The sequence below is a fragment of the Azonexus sp. MM2026_4 genome, from assembly GCF_055901855.1.
Genome location: NZ_CM148380.1, coordinates 1,064,708 through 1,078,475 on the forward strand (window position 1 = coordinate 1,064,708; position 13,768 = coordinate 1,078,475).

A 13,768-nucleotide genomic window follows, 5' to 3' on the forward strand; every position below is an offset into this window, starting at 1 on the left:
GCTCCTGCTTACGCCACCTCGCGCGCTTCGTCGAAACGCAGCTTGGGGTATTTTTCCTTGACCATGTTCAGGTACACGTTGTTCGGCGCCAGGTAGACCGGATCATCGGCGCCGTCGAGGGCGACGTTGGCGCTGTAGCGCTCGGACAACTGCTTGAGTTCGCCGGGGTCGCCGTGGATCCAGCGCGCCGTCGAACAATTGTAGCTTTCGAAGATGACCTGCACGCCGTACTCGTTTTCCAGCCGGCTGGCGACGACGTCGAACTGCAGCGTGCCGACCGCACCGAGGATCAGGTCGGTACCCGACAGCGGGCGGAACAGCTGCGTCGCGCCCTCTTCCGCCAGTTGCTGCAGGCCCTTCTGCAACTGCTTGATCTTCAGCGGGTTGGCGATGCGCGCCAGGCGGAAATGTTCCGGCGCGAACGACGGAATGCCGGTGAAGCGCAGGTCTTCACCCTCGGTGAAGGTCTCGCCGAGGCGGATCGTGCCGTGGTTGGGAATGCCGATGATGTCGCCCGACCAGGCTTCGTCGGCGGTCAACCGATCGCGCGCCATGAAGGTGATCGCGTTGTTGATCGACAGCGTCTTGCCGCTCGCCACCTGCCTGACCTTCATGCCGCGGTCGAAGCGGCCGGAACAGACGCGCAGGAAGGCGATGCGGTCGCGGTGCTTGGGGTCCATGTTGGCCTGGATCTTGAACACGAAGCCGGAGAATTTCGGCTCGAAAGCGTCGACGCTGCGCGTCACCGCCGGCCGCGCCTTGGGCGCCGGTGACAGGTCGACGACGGCGTCGAGCAGGCTCTGCACGCCGAAGTTGTTGACCGCTGAACCGAAGAACACCGGACACTGCTTGCCCGACAGATAGGCCTCGGCGTCGAAGGGGTGCGAAGCACCGCGCACCAGTTCGATGTCGCTGCGCAACTCGTCGGCCTGGCTGCCGATCAGTTCGTCGAGACGCGGGTTGTCCAGGCCCTGGATCATTTCCGCCGTGCCCTTCTCGGCCTGCGGATCGAAGAAGGCGATGGCGTCGTCGTAGAGATGATAGACGCCGCGAAAACGCTTGCCCATGCCGATCGGCCAGGTCATCGGCGCGCACTGGATGCCGAGCACGGACTCGATTTCGTCGAGCAGGTCGATCGGCTCCTTGCCTTCGCGGTCGAGCTTGTTGATGAAGGTCAGGATCGGCGTGTCGCGCATGCGGCAGACGTTCAACAACTTGATCGTCTGCGCCTCGACGCCGTTGACCGAGTCGATCACCATGACCGCCGAGTCGACGGCGGTCAGCGTGCGGTAGGTGTCTTCCGAGAAGTCCTCGTGGCCCGGCGTGTCGAGCAGGTTGATCATGCATTCCCGGTACGGGAACTGCATCACCGACGAGGTCACCGAGATGCCGCGCTGCTTTTCCAGCTCCATCCAGTCCGAGGTCGCATGGCGGCTGGCCTTGCGGGCGCGGACTTCGCCGGCAACCTGGATGGCGCCGCCGAACCACAGCAGCTTTTCGGTCAGCGTCGTCTTACCGGCGTCGGGGTGGGAAATGATGGCGAAAGTGCGGCGACGGGAAATTTCTTGTTCGAGCTGGCTCACGGCGTTTCGGAAAGGCGCAAAACGGCGGATTATACCCCTTGTCCCCGGCGCCACCCGGCCCGCAAAACGTCGGTGACGCGCAACAAAGCCCGGTATAAGATCGGTCCCGAGGAGGAACGGCCATGCCCCAACCACAGCCCGCCACCTGCCGTATCCGTCTGCGCGCCGGCTCGCCGCCGCTACTGCTCGCGGCGCAGACCTGTGAAGAGCTGCTCGGCCTCAGCGAGGCAGCGTTGCTGGCCGGCAGTTTCGCCGCCGGCGGTATCGTCCATTTCGACGACGCCGACATCGTCAGCCGCCTGTTTGCCGCCGACACGCCCCTCCCCTACCGCTTCAACATCCGCCTGCGCCACGCCGACGGCCGGATTCGCTGCTGCCGCGGCGAATGCGTCGCCCCCGAGGCGAGCGACCCGACATTGCGCGAGGTCTACCTCGACGACGCCAGGGCGCTGGCCGCGCCGATCGACGTCGGCGGCCTGATGGTGAACTTCCGGGCGATGATGGACAACACCGACGACTTCATCTACTTCAAGGACCGCAACCACGTCTTCACCGGCGCCAGCCAGACGCTGACAAGGATCACCGACCCCAGCCGACACTGGACCGACTTGCTCGGTCTTACCGACTACGACGTTTTTCCGGAGAACTACGCCGATATCTACTACCGTCTGGAAAAGCAGGTCTTCGCTGGCGAGGCGATCGCCAGCGAAGTCCAGGAATTCCGCCGCCCGGATGGCAGTACCGGCTGGGTGGACAACCGCAAGTACCCGATTCATGACGACGCCGGCCACCTCATCGGCCTGTTCGGCGTTGCCCGCGACATCTCGGACAAGCTCGAAACCGAGCGCGCGCTGCGCCGCGAGCGCGAAACCCTGCAACTGATCCTCGACAACGCGCCGATCGGCATCTGGCTGCAGGACGAAAAGGGGCGCCTGGTCTTCGTCAACAAGTGCTTCTGCGACTCGACCGGGATCAGCGAGGAACGCTTCCTCGCCGCCGCGCATTACCGCGAGCTGTTGCCCACCGCCTACTGCCAGCAGTGCCTCGATTCCGACGCCGCCGCGCTGCGTTGCGAGGGTGTCGTCGTTTCGCACGAGCAGCAGATGTTCGTCGACGGGCTGGTACACGAACTGCAGGTGATCAAGGCGGTCAAGCGCAATGGCCGCGGCGAGCCGATCGCGCTGGTCGGCCTCAGCCTCGACATCACCGAGGAACTGAAACAGGCGGAGGCGCTGCAACGCTATTCGCAGGAGCTCGAATCGCTGGTCGCCGCCCGCACCGCCGAGCTGACCCAGGCCAAGGAAGCGGCGGAGGCCGCCAGCATCGCCAAGAGCGCCTTCCTCGCCAACATGTCGCACGAGATCCGGACGCCGCTCAACGCCATCACCGGCCTCGCCCACCTGATCCGCCAGAATGGCCTCGAAGCGCGCCAGATGGACCGCCTCGGCAAACTCGAAGCGGCCAGCCAGCACCTGCTGGAAATCCTCAACGCGGTGCTCGACCTGTCGAAGATCGAAGCCGGGCGCTTCGAACTCGAACGCCTGCCGGTGCAACCGGAAAGCCTGCTCGGCAACGTCGCCTCGCTGCTGCACGAGCGGGCGCGCGGCAAGGGGCTGGCCATCCAGTGCGACATCGGCCCGCTCTGCCGCCACCTGCTCGGCGACCCGACCCGCCTGCAACAAGCGCTGCTCAACCTGGCCGCCAACGCGATCAAGTTCACCGAACAGGGCGGCATCACGCTACGCGTCAGCCAGCTCGAGGAAAACTCCGACGGCGCGCTGCTCCGCTTCGCAGTCGAAGACAGCGGCATCGGCATCGACGAAGCGGTGGTTCCCCGTCTGTTCACGCCCTTCGAACAGGCCGACAACTCGATGACCCGGCGTTACGGCGGCACCGGGCTGGGGCTCGCCATCACCCGCCGGATTGCCGAGCTGATGGGCGGTGAAGCCGGCGTCAGCAGCACACCGGGCGTCGGCAGCACGTTCTGGTTCACCGCCCGCCTGAGCAAGGGCAACCCGAGCCTGCAGCGCAATGCGTCCGCTCCCGACAGCACGGCCGAGGACAAACTGAAAGCCCGCCACGCCGGCACCTCGATCCTGCTGGTCGAGGACGAACCGATCAACCAGGAAATCACCCTCGCCATGCTCGAAGACGTCGGCCTCTGCGTCGACCTCGCCGGCGACGGCAGCGAAGCGCTCGACCTCGCCGGCAGCGGCAACTACCGGCTGATCCTGATGGACATGCAGATGCCGCGCATGGACGGCCTCGAAGCCACCCGCCGGATTCGCGGGCTGGCCGCCCACGCACTGACGCCGATCCTGGCGATGACCGCCAACGCCTTCGCCGAGGATCGCCAGCGCTGTGAGGCGGCGGGCATGAACGACTTCATCGCCAAGCCCTTCGTCCCCGAGCACCTGTTCGCGATGCTGCTGAAGTGGCTGGACGCCGCTCAGCGGTAGCTGGCGAACACGCTCGCGCTGGCGTCCCGGCGCACCAGCAGGACCGCGTAGGGATCGCGCCGGCCCTGGTAGGCCGGGCCGTCCATCCCCGGCGAGCCGACCGGCATGCCCGGCACGGCGAGGCCGATGGCGCTCGGCTTGTCGGCCAGCAGGCGACGGATGTCGGCGGCCGGCACATGGCCTTCGAGCAGGTAGCCGGCCACCTTCGCGGTATGGCAGGAAGCGTAGCGCTCGGGCATGCCCAGCTGGCGCCGGGCGCCGTCGAGGTCGCCGACCTCGTGCACGCTGACGGCAAAGCCGGCGCCTTCCAGGTGTGCCACCCAATCCTTGCAGCAGCCGCAATACGGGCTCTTCCAGACCTCGACCAGGACCCTGGCCGGTGCCGCCAGCGCCAGGCCGGGCAGGCCGAGGGCGAGCGAAGCCAGCAGCAGGCGGCGGCGTTCGATGTTCGACATGATTTTCTCCTTACTTGACGACGGCGCGCGCGGTCAGCGGATTCTGGCCCGGCCAGACGACGTTGAGCAGCAGCTTGTCGCCGGCGGCGAGGCTGCCCTTCCCCTGCAGCAGGTCGTTGCCGGCCGGCTTCAGTTCGATCTCGCGCTTGGCGCTACCGGACAGCACCGTCAGCTTGCCAGTCGCGCCGGCCGTGGCAACCGGCTCCCCGTGGTTGCTGGCATACACGGTCAGCACCCCGTCGCGGGCGACGATCTCGAACTGGGCGTGGCCGGCTTCGGCGACGACGCCGCCGTGCATCGGCTGGCCGTGCATGTCATGGGCGGCCACCGGCCCGGCGGCCAACAGGGCGGCAAGGCAGAAAATGGATAGCAGTTGTTTCATGGTTTTCTCCTGGTAATGAATAGTCAGAGGGCTTCGTTGAAATTCTCGCGTTGCAGGCGTTCGGCGGCTTGCCGCCCGAACAGCCAGAACAGCGCGGGGGTGATGAAGGTGTCGAGCAGCGTCGCGCCGACCAGGCCGGAAAAGATCACCACGGCGACCGGATGCAGGATCTCGGTGCCCGGCTGTTCGGCCTCGAAGAGCAGCGGCGCCAACGCGAAGGCGGCAACCAGCGCGGTCATCAGCACCGGCGTCAGGCGTTCGAGCGAACCGCGGACGATCATCGCGGTGTCGAACTGCTCGCCCTCGAAGCGCATCAGGTTCAACCAGTGGCTGACCTTGAGGATGCCGTTGCGGGTCGAGATGCCGGCCAGCGTGATGAAGCCGATCAGCGCCGCGATCGACAGCGGCTGCCCGGACAGCCACAGGCCGAAGACGGCGCCGACCAGCGCCAGCGGCACGTTGGCCATGATCAGCGCGGCAAGCAGCGCCGAGCGATAGCGGCCGTAGAGGACCAGGAAGATGAGGATCGCCGAGCCGCTGGCGAGCACCGCGATCAGCCGTGCCGCCTCTTCCTGCGCCTGGAACTGGCCGCCGAGGGTGATGAAGTAGCCTTCCGGCAGCGGCTGCTCGGCGATCACCGCGCGGATGTCGGCGACGACGTCGGACAACGCCCGCCCCTGCGCGTTGAGCGAGATGACGATGCGTCGCCGGCCATCGTCGCGGACGATCTGGTTCGGTCCGTCGCCGTCCTCGATGCGCGCCAGCTGGGCCAGCGGCACCGGACCGGCCGGCGTCTCGATCAATAGCCCGCGCAGGCCGTCGATGCCGCGCGCGCTTTCCGGCAGGCGGACGAGCAGGTCGAAACGGCGGTTGCCGTCGACGATCTGGGTGACCTTCTCGCCATCGACCAGGATCTGCAGGTTGCGCAGCAGTTCGCCGGACGACAGCCCGTAGCGCGCCGCCGCGTCGAAATCGACCTGTACCTTGATCTGCGGCGCCAGCACCTGCTTCTCGATTTCCAGGTCGGCGACGCCGGCAATCCGCTGCAGGCGTTGCTGCAGCAGCGCGGCCTGGGCGCGCAGGGTGTCGAGGTCGTCGCCGAAAACCTTGATCGCCACCTGGGCGCGCACGCCCGAGAGCATGTGGTCGATCCGGTGCGAGATCGGCTGGCCGAGGTTGAGGCTGCCCGGCAAGTCCTTCAGGCGTTGGCGGAGGTCGGCGTAGAGCGCTTCCTTGTTGCGCCCGCCGGGCTTGAGGCGGATTTCCAGCTCCGAGACATGGACGCCCTCGGCGTGCTCGTCAAGCTCGGCGCGGCCGGAACGGCGGCCGATGTGCTCGACCTCCGGCACGCCGAGCAGCAGGCGTTCGGCCTGGCTGGCAACGCGCACCGATTCGGCCAGCGTGATGCCCGGATTGAGGCGCAGCGTCACCGTCATCGAGCCTTCGTTGAACGGCGGCAGGAAGGTGGTCGGGAAGAAAGGCACGGCGACGGCGGCGAGCGCGACGGCGGCAGCGGCCAGTGCCACCGGCCGGCGCGGCGCCCGCAGCACCGCTTCGAGCGCCCGCCGGTAGTGGCGCTTGAGCCATTCGACCAGGCGCGTATCGCCGTGGCGGCCGGCCGCCAGTTTCGGCAGCAGGTACCACGACAGCACCGGCGTCACCGTCACCGAGACCAGCAAGGAGGCCAGGATGGAGACGATGTAGGCGATGCCGAGCGGCACGAACAGCCGCCCCTCGATCCCCGGCAGCGCGAACAGCGGGACGAAGACCAGGGCGATGATCAGCGTCGCATAGACGATCGCCGAGCGCACTTCGAGCGAGGCGGCGACGACCAGTTCGGTGAGCTGGTACGGCGTGCCGCGCGCCGCCGCGTTGCGCAGCCGGCGCAGGATGTTCTCGACGTCGACCACCGCGTCGTCGACCAGCTCGCCGATGGCGATCGCCAGCCCGCCCAGCGTCATCGTGTTGATCGACAGGCCGAGCCACTTGAAGACCAGCACCGCGATCAGGATGGAAAGCGGGATCGCGGTCAAGGAGATCAGCATCGTGCGCAGGTTGCCGAGGAAGAAGAAGAGCACCGCGGCGACCAGACAGGCGGCGAGCAGCAGCTTGGCCTGCAGGTTGTCGATCGAGGCCTGGATGAAATCGGCCTGGCGGAAGATCACCTGCGGCGCCAACACGCCGGCCGGCAGGCTTTTCTGCATGTCGGCCAGGGCGCTTTCCAGGCGGCGGGTCAGGTCGACGGTGTCGGCGGTCGGCTGCTTCTGGAGGCTCAGGATCACCGCCGGCGCGCCGTTGAAACCGGCGTCGCCGCGCTTGGTGGCGGCGGCGAAATTGACCGCAGCAACCTGGCGGAGCAGTACCGCCTGGCCGTTGCGGGCGGTCAACGCGAGATTCTGCAGGTTTTCCAGGCTGGCGCTGCGGCCGATGTGGCGGATCAGGTACTCGCGCCCGTTCACTTCCAGAAAACCGCCCGAGGTATTCGCCGAATAGCCGCGCAGCGCGCCTTCCAGCATCTCCAGCGTGATCCCCAGCCCGGCCATGCGCTGCGTATCCGGCTGCACCTGGAACTGGCGGACCTCGCCGCCGATCGGGATGACCTGGGCGACGCCGGCGACCGCCATCAGCCGCGGCCGGAGCACCCAGTCGGCGTACTCGCGCGCCGCCATGGCGTTGCCGCCCTCTGCAGCCAAGGGGATCGCCAGCATCATCACCTCGCCCATGATCGACGACACCGGCCCCAGGTGCGGCACGACACCGGGCGGCAGCGTGCCCTGCAGCGCGGTCAGGCGCTCGGCGACCATCTGCCGGGCGCGGTAGAGATCGACTTCCCAGTCGAAGGCGACATAGACGATGGACAGCCCGGGGCTCGACACCGAACGCACGCCGGCGACGCCGGGCAGCCCGTTGAGCGCCGTCTCGAGCGGGAAGCTGACCAGTTGCTCGACTTCCTCGGCGGCCATGCCGCCGGCTTCGGTCATCAGCGTCACGGTCGGTTTGTTGAGGTCGGGAAAGACGTCGACCGGCAACCGCTGCGCCTCGAAGGCACCGTAGGCCATCAGCAGCACGGCGACGACCAGGACCGGCAGGCGGCTGGCCAGGCTGTTGTTCAATAACCACTGGAACATGATGCGGCCTCGCTCAACGGATCTGGTTGATCAGCGTCGCGCCGTCGACGACGACGCGGTCGCCGTCGGTCAGGCCGTCGGTGACGAGCACGCGGCCGCCGTCGAGCGGCTGGCTGCGCACCGGTTTCGGTGTAAACCGTTCGGGCGAGGTCTTGACCCAGACCATGGCGACGTTGGCGGCGCTGCGCACCAGCGCGCGCTGCGGCACCGGCCAGCCCTTGGCGGTCGCCTTCAGCTGGACCTGGATTTTCACCGGCTGGCCGAGCGGCAGCAGCAAGCCGAGGCCGTCGCCGCGCTGGCCGAAGCGCAGCGGCAGCGCCTGCTCGCGCAGGCGGCGGGCGGCGCCGAGGAAAGCGAGGTCGACGCTGCGCTCGCCGACGGCCACCGCCGCCGCCAGCACCTCGTCGGGCGCCAGCGCCTCATAGGCCAGCGCCTCGATCTGCAGGCCGTCGGGATCGACGATCTCGAACACCACCTCGCGCGCATCGACGACCTGTCCGACCACCGCGTTGGCCGCGGCAACGACACCGGCGACCGGGGCGACCAGCGCATCGCGGCCGCTGACCCCGTGGCCGAGCGCGGCGACTCGCCCCTTGAGGCTGGCCAGCTCGCTCTCGGCGGCCTCGATTTCCTTGCCGGGCACGGTGTCGGCGAGTTCGCGCAGGCGGGCCAGGCGCTTTTCCGCCAGTTGCCGCGCCGCCTGCGTTTCGGCCAGTTGCGCGGCGAGGTCGGCGCGCTCGAGTTGGCCGGCGGCGTGCACCACCCAGGCCAGCACCTCGCCCTTGCGCACCCGGCTGCCAACCGCCGGCAGCCCCTGCGGGCCGGCCTCGATGCGCCCAGCGAGCATGGCCTGGACGCGGCCGCCGCGCTGCGGGTCGATCACGACCTGGCCGGGCAGTTCGAGCGCTCGTGCCACGTCGGCGGCGGCGACCGGTGCGGTGCGCACGCCGAGCTGGCGCTGCGCTGCCTTGGGCAGGAAAACGACGCCATCGGCCAAACGCTGCGGCGTGTTGCCGAGATTGGGCAGGGCCGCCTTTTCGTCGCCGTGGTCGTGGCCCTCGTGCGCCGCCAGCGGCAGCGCCAACGCTGCCGTCAGGCAACCGATCAGGAGTTCGCGCTTCATGCCGCAGCTCCCCGGCGCTGCTTCCAGCGGCGCCAGCCGAAACCGCCCGCCAGCAAGCCTAGGCCGCCGAGCAAGGCGGCGCCGGCCAGTGGCGACAGCCGCCAGGGTGTCTGGCCGGCCGTCGGCGCGGCGGCCTCGACGACCAGGTCGCCGGCCAGCAGGTCCGCTTCGTCGCCAACCACCAGCGTGAACGCCAGGCTGTGCTTGCCTACCGCACGCAGCGGCTGCAGCCAGGCGGCGTCGGCGATCCGGTAGGCGCCGGCGGCGGCGTCGAACGCGGCGGCGATTTCCTTACCGCCGGCCTCGACCGCCAGCGTCGCACCGAGCAGCGGCGCGTTGCTCGGCGCCCGGTTGACATAAAGCAGCAGCGAATTTTCGTCGAGCCGGCCGACGATCTCGAAGGCCTCGCTCTCGGCGACGACGACCGGCAGCGGGACGACGGTTTCGGCAGCCTGGGCCGGCAGCAGCGCGGCAACGGCGGCGCCCGCAATCAGTAGTTTTTTCAGCTTCATGATGTTTATTCCGGTAACAGGCCAAGGGCCTGGCGATAGGCCGACAGCGCGGCGGCCTGCTGGATGCGCGCGCGGCTGGCGGCGCGTTCGGCGGCAAGGGATTCCTGGGCGATGCGCAGGCGCGTCGGCAGGTCGCTCTCTCCGAGGCGGAAAGCCTTGTCGAAAAATGCCTGCGTCTCGCGCGCCAGGCGCGCCCGCTCGTCGCTCGCCTGGCGCCGGCGTTCGGCCGCCTGCCACTGGCTGCGCGCCAGTTGCGCGGCCTGCTGCAGGCGCTCGCCTTCGCGCCCGGCGGCAAGCTCGGCCTCGACCCGGCCGGCGCCGGCTTCGGCGATCGCCGCCGTATGCTGCGGCCCGGACGCAAGCGGGATGCGCAAGCCGAGCGACCAGGAACGCTCGGCGGCTTCGCCACTGGCGCCGCGTTCGCGCCGGGTGGCGACGGTCAGCTCGGGGTTGGCCCGGCTGCGCGCGCGGGCCAGTTCCTGGGTCTGTCGCGCCTGCTCGGCGCGGGCGTTGCGCTCGGCCAGCGCCGGATGGACGGCCAGCCAGTCGGCGCCGGCCGGCGGCTCGCTTTCCGGGTGCAGTTCGACGGCGCCGGGGGCGCTGCCGGTCAGCCACTGCAGGCGGGCGGCGGCAGCTTCGACCCGGACCGCCGCCTCGGCCTGATCGGCCTCGGCCGCGGCCAGGGCGCCGGCCGCCTGGTGCAGGTCGGCACGGGCCAGGTCGCCGGCGGCGACGCGGCGGGCGACGTCGTCGCGCAGGCGGGCGGCGCTGGCCGCCGTGGCCGCAGCGAGCGCCGCTTCATCGCGGGCCAGTTGCCAGTCCCACCAGGCGGCGCGCAGCTCGCCGGCCAATTGCAGACGCTGGCTGGCCGCCCGCCCTTCGAGCAGGCTGCTGTCGGCCGCCGCCAGCGCCCGGCTGGCACCGCGCTCGCCGGGCAGCCAGAGCGGAACAGCGAGACCGAGCTCGACTTCCCCGGCGCCGCGGTCGCGGTTGAAGCGGTCGCTGCGGCCGCCGATTTCGAGCGCCGCCGGCGCCGGCGTCCACGCCGCGGCGGCGTCGTGACGGGCAGCGGCGGCGCTGCGCTGGAGCGGCAGCGATTGCATCAGGGGATGCCTGGCCCAGGCCGCGGCAAAGGCCTGCGGCAGGGTGGCCAGGGGTTCGGCGCGGACCGGTTCGACCAGGACCAGCGCCAGCAAGACAAGGATTCGCGCAGTACAGCGCATGGGGAATCTCCGGCTGGATGGAACACAGCCGGCGACATGCCGTTTCCGGCTCGCAGGAGCCGGGCTACAGGGAAATCAACGGGTCAGCCGCCGGCGCTCAGGCGGTGACGGATCTGGGTGGTCGTTCGAGACCTTCGGGGACGCGCGACGAGAAATCGTCGAGGCGGCGGTCGGCGATCAGTGGTGTGGCGAGCGGCGCGGCGGGCGCGTTGCCGACGACGGCCGGCGGATAGCCGGGCAGATGGCCGGGACAGCAGAGGTGTTGCGCATCGTCGCAGGGCATCGGCGCCTGCTCTCCCGGACAGCCGCCGCAATCGTCGGCGGCGCTGTCGTGCGCCATGGGCATGGCGTGACCGGCAGCGGCGGCGTGATGCATCGCCGGCGCTGCTTCAGCCGCGTAAGCCAGCGGCAACTGCGCCGGGAACAGGGCGGAAGCGGCGACGATCAGCAGGAGAAGGCGCGCCAGGAGGCGCCGGGGCAATTTCATGGGATCGACTATAAACGAAGCTTGCCGTATCGGAAATCGCCCGGCGGAAAAAGTTCAACGCGCGGACGACATCGTCAGCAACATTCTTCCTCGACCTGGAGCAGCAGGGCCATCGCCGCCTCGTCGCCGCAGGCCTCGAAGAAGTCGCGGATCTGGTTGATGTGGGCGTGGATCAGGAACAGGTCGTCCGGCGCCGGCCCGCTTTTCGGCGTGCGCTTGGCGAGGAAGTAATTCCAGAAGGGATGGTCTCCACCTTGCGCTTCGACATTGCGCAGGATGAACTCCATCAGCCGCCGCGCGTTGCCGTCGCAATCGATGCCGTCAAAACTGACGTAACGGTCGCCGCCCTTGCGGCAGGAACAATCCGCCCCGCCCTCCCGATTCGTTGCCATCGCCTGCCCTCCCTGTCTTGAACGCCGACATGGTAGCGACCGCCCCGCCGCCGCGTCCGTCGGCTGGCCGACAGTTTTTCAGGCGCTCGCGCCGAGCCGGCGCAGGCTGTCGAGGGCGTGGATGAAGAGGACGCGCCGCCCCTGGCGGCGCAGGATGCCGTCGCGCTCCCACTGGTTGAGCAGCGACGACACCGTCTGCCGGGTCGAACCGAGCAGGCTGGCGATATCCTCGGTACCGAGCTCGAGCGGCACCAGCCAGATGCCGCCGTCGAGCGGCCGCCCGCGCCGTTCGACGAGGCCGCAGAGGAAGCGCGCCAGCCGTGCCGGCACGTCGCGGAAGGCGAGGTCCTCGATCAGGTGCACGGCGTTGGCGAGCAGCCGGCCGAGGACGCGCATCATCGCCGGCGTCACCGCCGGGTCGCTGGCCAGCTTGCGGGCAAAGGCGCGGGTATCCATCAGCCACAGGGTGCAGGGCGTCACCGCTTCGAGATAGGTCGGCGTGTGCGTCGTGTAGATGTCGCCGGCTTCCAGGTAGCTCAGGCTCAGTTCGCGGTTCTCGCCGGCCAGATAGACCCGCAGCCGGCCCTCGCCGACGATCAGCACCTGGTCGCGGGGATCGTCCGGCGTCGCGAACAGCGTACCGCGCGCCACTTCGTGCGCGACGAAGCCGTCGAGCAGCCCCGGCGGAATGCGCGGGCCGCCATCCGGCGCGGTGTGAGACGAGAGTTCCAGACTATCCATGTCTCACTGGAAGCAAGACAGGGACCAGCCAGAAACCCTTGTTCGTCAGTCAGTTAGCGAAGCCGAGCGCTGTCGGATGTGCGACAAGCCCTTACATGGCAACCAGCGTCTGGCGGCCGTACCATTCGTCGCCGGCGCCGACTTCCTGCGCCACATCGGCGGCAGCGGCCTCGATGCAGAGCATGTGCCGCCAGTCGTCGTCCGGCATGTCGGCAAGCGCCGCGCACTTGTCCAGCCACGGGTTCCACACCACGGTATCGGGGAAACCCTGCTGCTGGATGCCCAGGCTGAGGTTGCCGGCGCGCAGCAGTTGCGGGCGGCGGACGTGGCGATAGACGCGGTCGGTCTCCTTCTCGATCAGCAGTTCGGTGCCGCTGTCGCGGACGAGCTTGCCGCCGTCGGCGGCGTCCCGGTAGTCGTGGCCGTAGAGGCCTTCGACGGCGACATCCTCGACCTGGACGACGCGCAGATAGGTATGCAGCGCGGCGGTGAACTCGAACGGCGACTCGCCGGTGTTGGCGACGCAGAGTTCGAGGTCGATGCGGTCGGCCTCGATCATCAGCGTCAGTTCGAGGCGGAAGCGGTGCGGCCAGAGCGCCCGCGTCGTCGCGTCATCGGCGGTTTCCAGGGTGACCAGCGCGTAGTCGTCGCCGCTGCGCCGGGCGCTGACCTCCCATTCCCGGGTACGCACGAAACCGTGCTTGGGCAAGTCGCCGCGCTCGGCGAACTGCGGAAAGCAGACCGGGACGCCACCGCGGATCGCCACGCTACCGTCGAACACCGCACGCTCGGAGAGGTAGAGCCGTTCGCGCCCGTCGGGCGTGGTCCACGACAGGACCTGGCCGCCCAGGCGGCTGACGACGGCGCTGCTGCCCTGCGGCCCGTGCACGCGCAGGGCCGGGATACCGCGAAATTCGATGTCTTCAATGCAAGGTTTCATGCGTTTTTGGAACCACGTAGAGTTGGGGGCGGACATGCAGCAGGACGATCTGCTGGCCGAGCAGGCTGACGCTGCCGCGGCGGCGGTTGTCGCCGGTGTCGCTGTATTCGAACAGGTAGCTGCGGCGCAGCCGGAGATGGCCGGCATCGTCGCGGCCGAAGCCTTCGAGCCGGCCGACGACGCTTTCGTCGAGGAATTGCAGGCCTTCTTCGGCGCAGGCGGCCTGCGCCGCGCGCACGCCGATCTCGCGTGCCTTCAGCGAATCGAGCCAGAACCAGATGAGGGCGCCGGCGACGAGGATGAAAATGCTTTCGTAGATGGGCATGGGCACGAAGTATACTGC

General features: G+C 68.9%; 13 protein-coding genes. 1 reads left to right on the forward strand and 12 read right to left on the reverse strand.

What is annotated here, in order from left to right; all coding sequences use genetic code 11:
- Window positions 1-8 precede the first annotated feature (8 nt).
- Window positions 9-1,583, reverse strand: a complete 1,575-nt coding sequence (locus tag AC0KWY_RS04965; RefSeq protein WP_474028534.1) for a peptide chain release factor 3 — start codon at window positions 1,581-1,583, stop codon at window positions 9-11.
- Between the two features lie 122 nt (window positions 1,584-1,705).
- Here AC0KWY_RS04965 and AC0KWY_RS04970 point away from each other — a divergent pair, with 122 nt between their 5' ends.
- Complete coding sequence (locus AC0KWY_RS04970) at window positions 1,706-4,042, forward strand: ATP-binding protein (protein WP_474028535.1); 2,337 nt, start codon at window positions 1,706-1,708, stop codon at window positions 4,040-4,042.
- On the opposite strand, the gene AC0KWY_RS04975 is transcribed toward AC0KWY_RS04970, so the two are convergent.
- The 11 genes from AC0KWY_RS04975 to AC0KWY_RS05025 all read right to left on the reverse strand — a co-directional run bounded on the left by AC0KWY_RS04975 (window position 4,033) and on the right by AC0KWY_RS05025 (window position 13,750).
- Window positions 4,033-4,497, reverse strand: a complete 465-nt coding sequence (locus AC0KWY_RS04975; protein WP_474028536.1) for a DUF411 domain-containing protein — start codon at window positions 4,495-4,497, stop codon at window positions 4,033-4,035. The genes AC0KWY_RS04970 and AC0KWY_RS04975 overlap by 10 nt on opposite strands.
- 10 nt (window positions 4,498-4,507) lie before the next feature.
- A complete protein-coding gene (locus tag AC0KWY_RS04980) occupies window positions 4,508-4,879 on the reverse strand; it encodes a hypothetical protein (protein ID WP_474028537.1) in 372 nt (123 codons plus the stop codon).
- A 23-nt stretch (window positions 4,880-4,902) separates the two neighbouring features.
- Complete coding sequence (locus AC0KWY_RS04985) at window positions 4,903-8,007, reverse strand: efflux RND transporter permease subunit (protein ID WP_474028538.1); 3,105 nt, start codon at window positions 8,005-8,007, stop codon at window positions 4,903-4,905.
- A 13-nt stretch (window positions 8,008-8,020) separates the two neighbouring features.
- The gene (locus AC0KWY_RS04990; protein WP_474028539.1) at window positions 8,021-9,130 is read right to left on the reverse strand and encodes an efflux RND transporter periplasmic adaptor subunit; all 1,110 of its coding nucleotides are present in this window, start codon (window positions 9,128-9,130) and stop codon (window positions 8,021-8,023) included.
- Window positions 9,127-9,642, reverse strand: coding sequence for a hypothetical protein (locus AC0KWY_RS04995; protein ID WP_474028540.1), 516 nt, complete (start codon window positions 9,640-9,642; stop codon window positions 9,127-9,129). The genes AC0KWY_RS04990 and AC0KWY_RS04995 overlap by 4 nt, the downstream gene beginning before the upstream one ends.
- Window positions 9,643-9,647: 5 nt before the next feature.
- Window positions 9,648-10,865: a TolC family protein gene (locus AC0KWY_RS05000; RefSeq protein ID WP_474028541.1), complete on the reverse strand. Its 1,218-nt coding sequence runs from the start codon at window positions 10,863-10,865 to the stop codon at window positions 9,648-9,650.
- 97 nt (window positions 10,866-10,962) lie between these two features.
- Complete coding sequence (locus AC0KWY_RS05005) at window positions 10,963-11,352, reverse strand: hypothetical protein (protein WP_474028542.1); 390 nt, start codon at window positions 11,350-11,352, stop codon at window positions 10,963-10,965.
- A gap of 74 nt (window positions 11,353-11,426) precedes the next feature.
- Window positions 11,427-11,744, reverse strand: a complete 318-nt coding sequence (cowN, locus tag AC0KWY_RS05010) for a N(2)-fixation sustaining protein CowN (protein WP_474028543.1) — start codon at window positions 11,742-11,744, stop codon at window positions 11,427-11,429.
- 78 nt (window positions 11,745-11,822) lie between these two features.
- Entirely contained in the window at window positions 11,823-12,485 is a 663-nt protein-coding gene (locus AC0KWY_RS05015) for a Crp/Fnr family transcriptional regulator (RefSeq protein ID WP_474028544.1), read from the reverse strand.
- 91 nt (window positions 12,486-12,576) lie between these two features.
- Window positions 12,577-13,425 carry a D-hexose-6-phosphate mutarotase gene (locus AC0KWY_RS05020; protein ID WP_474028545.1) on the reverse strand — a complete coding sequence of 283 codons (849 nt, stop codon included), beginning with the start codon at window positions 13,423-13,425 and terminating at the stop codon, window positions 12,577-12,579.
- Complete coding sequence (locus AC0KWY_RS05025; RefSeq protein ID WP_474028546.1) at window positions 13,409-13,750, reverse strand: DUF3301 domain-containing protein; 342 nt, start codon at window positions 13,748-13,750, stop codon at window positions 13,409-13,411. Before AC0KWY_RS05025 ends, AC0KWY_RS05020 begins: the two co-directional genes overlap by 17 nt.
- Between the last annotated feature and the right edge of the window lie 18 nt (window positions 13,751-13,768).

Excerpts from the sequence above, each read along its gene's own strand:
- AC0KWY_RS04970 (WP_474028535.1), top strand. The coding sequence starts at position 1,706 with ATGCCCCAACCACAGCCCGCCACCTGCCGTATCCGTCTGCGCGCCGGC.
- AC0KWY_RS04975 (WP_474028536.1), bottom strand. The coding sequence starts at position 4,497 with ATGTCGAACATCGAACGCCGCCGCCTGCTGCTGGCTTCGCTCGCCCTC.
- AC0KWY_RS04980 (WP_474028537.1), bottom strand. The coding sequence starts at position 4,879 with ATGAAACAACTGCTATCCATTTTCTGCCTTGCCGCCCTGTTGGCCGCC.
- AC0KWY_RS04985 (WP_474028538.1), bottom strand. The coding sequence starts at position 8,007 with ATGTTCCAGTGGTTATTGAACAACAGCCTGGCCAGCCGCCTGCCGGTC.
- AC0KWY_RS04990 (WP_474028539.1), bottom strand. The coding sequence starts at position 9,130 with ATGAAGCGCGAACTCCTGATCGGTTGCCTGACGGCAGCGTTGGCGCTG.
- AC0KWY_RS04995 (WP_474028540.1), bottom strand. The coding sequence starts at position 9,642 with ATGAAGCTGAAAAAACTACTGATTGCGGGCGCCGCCGTTGCCGCGCTG.
- AC0KWY_RS05000 (WP_474028541.1), bottom strand. The coding sequence starts at position 10,865 with ATGCGCTGTACTGCGCGAATCCTTGTCTTGCTGGCGCTGGTCCTGGTC.
- AC0KWY_RS05005 (WP_474028542.1), bottom strand. The coding sequence starts at position 11,352 with ATGAAATTGCCCCGGCGCCTCCTGGCGCGCCTTCTCCTGCTGATCGTC.
- cowN (WP_474028543.1), bottom strand. The coding sequence starts at position 11,744 with ATGGCAACGAATCGGGAGGGCGGGGCGGATTGTTCCTGCCGCAAGGGC.
- AC0KWY_RS05015 (WP_474028544.1), bottom strand. The coding sequence starts at position 12,485 with ATGGATAGTCTGGAACTCTCGTCTCACACCGCGCCGGATGGCGGCCCG.
- AC0KWY_RS05020 (WP_474028545.1), bottom strand. The coding sequence starts at position 13,425 with ATGAAACCTTGCATTGAAGACATCGAATTTCGCGGTATCCCGGCCCTG.
- AC0KWY_RS05025 (WP_474028546.1), bottom strand. The coding sequence starts at position 13,750 with ATGCCCATCTACGAAAGCATTTTCATCCTCGTCGCCGGCGCCCTCATC.